Here is a 215-nt window from a genome sequence, read left to right as displayed (position 1 = left end):
TGCATCAAATATATAATTTGCGAATTGGAGAATATGATCCTTTTCTGTAATTTGATAGAGTTCCGTTAGGTACTCTTTCATCGTGATAACACCTTTGTTTTCAATCATAACACCCTTTGGTTTTCCTGTTGTTCCTGATGTATAAATCAAATACAGTAAATCATTTGGTTGATTGATTTTCTCGGGATTTTTTGTTTCTCCCATGAAAACACTGT

The 215-nt window shown here is 32.6% G+C and carries 1 protein-coding gene; it reads right to left on the bottom strand.

Going from position 1 to position 215, the window contains the following annotated elements:
• A partial coding sequence (locus MR167_RS32695; protein WP_242316342.1) for an AMP-binding protein occupies window positions 1–204 on the bottom strand: 204 nt, incomplete at its 3' end.
• Window positions 205–215 lie beyond the last annotated feature (11 nt).

This window comes from Bacillus cereus group sp. BfR-BA-01355 (genome assembly GCF_022663675.1).
Taxonomy (GTDB): Bacteria; Bacillota; Bacilli; order Bacillales; family Bacillaceae_G; genus Bacillus_A; species Bacillus_A thuringiensis_S.
Note: the sequence above shows the minus strand (reverse complement) of the source record. Positions and strands in the feature narration are given on the sequence as shown.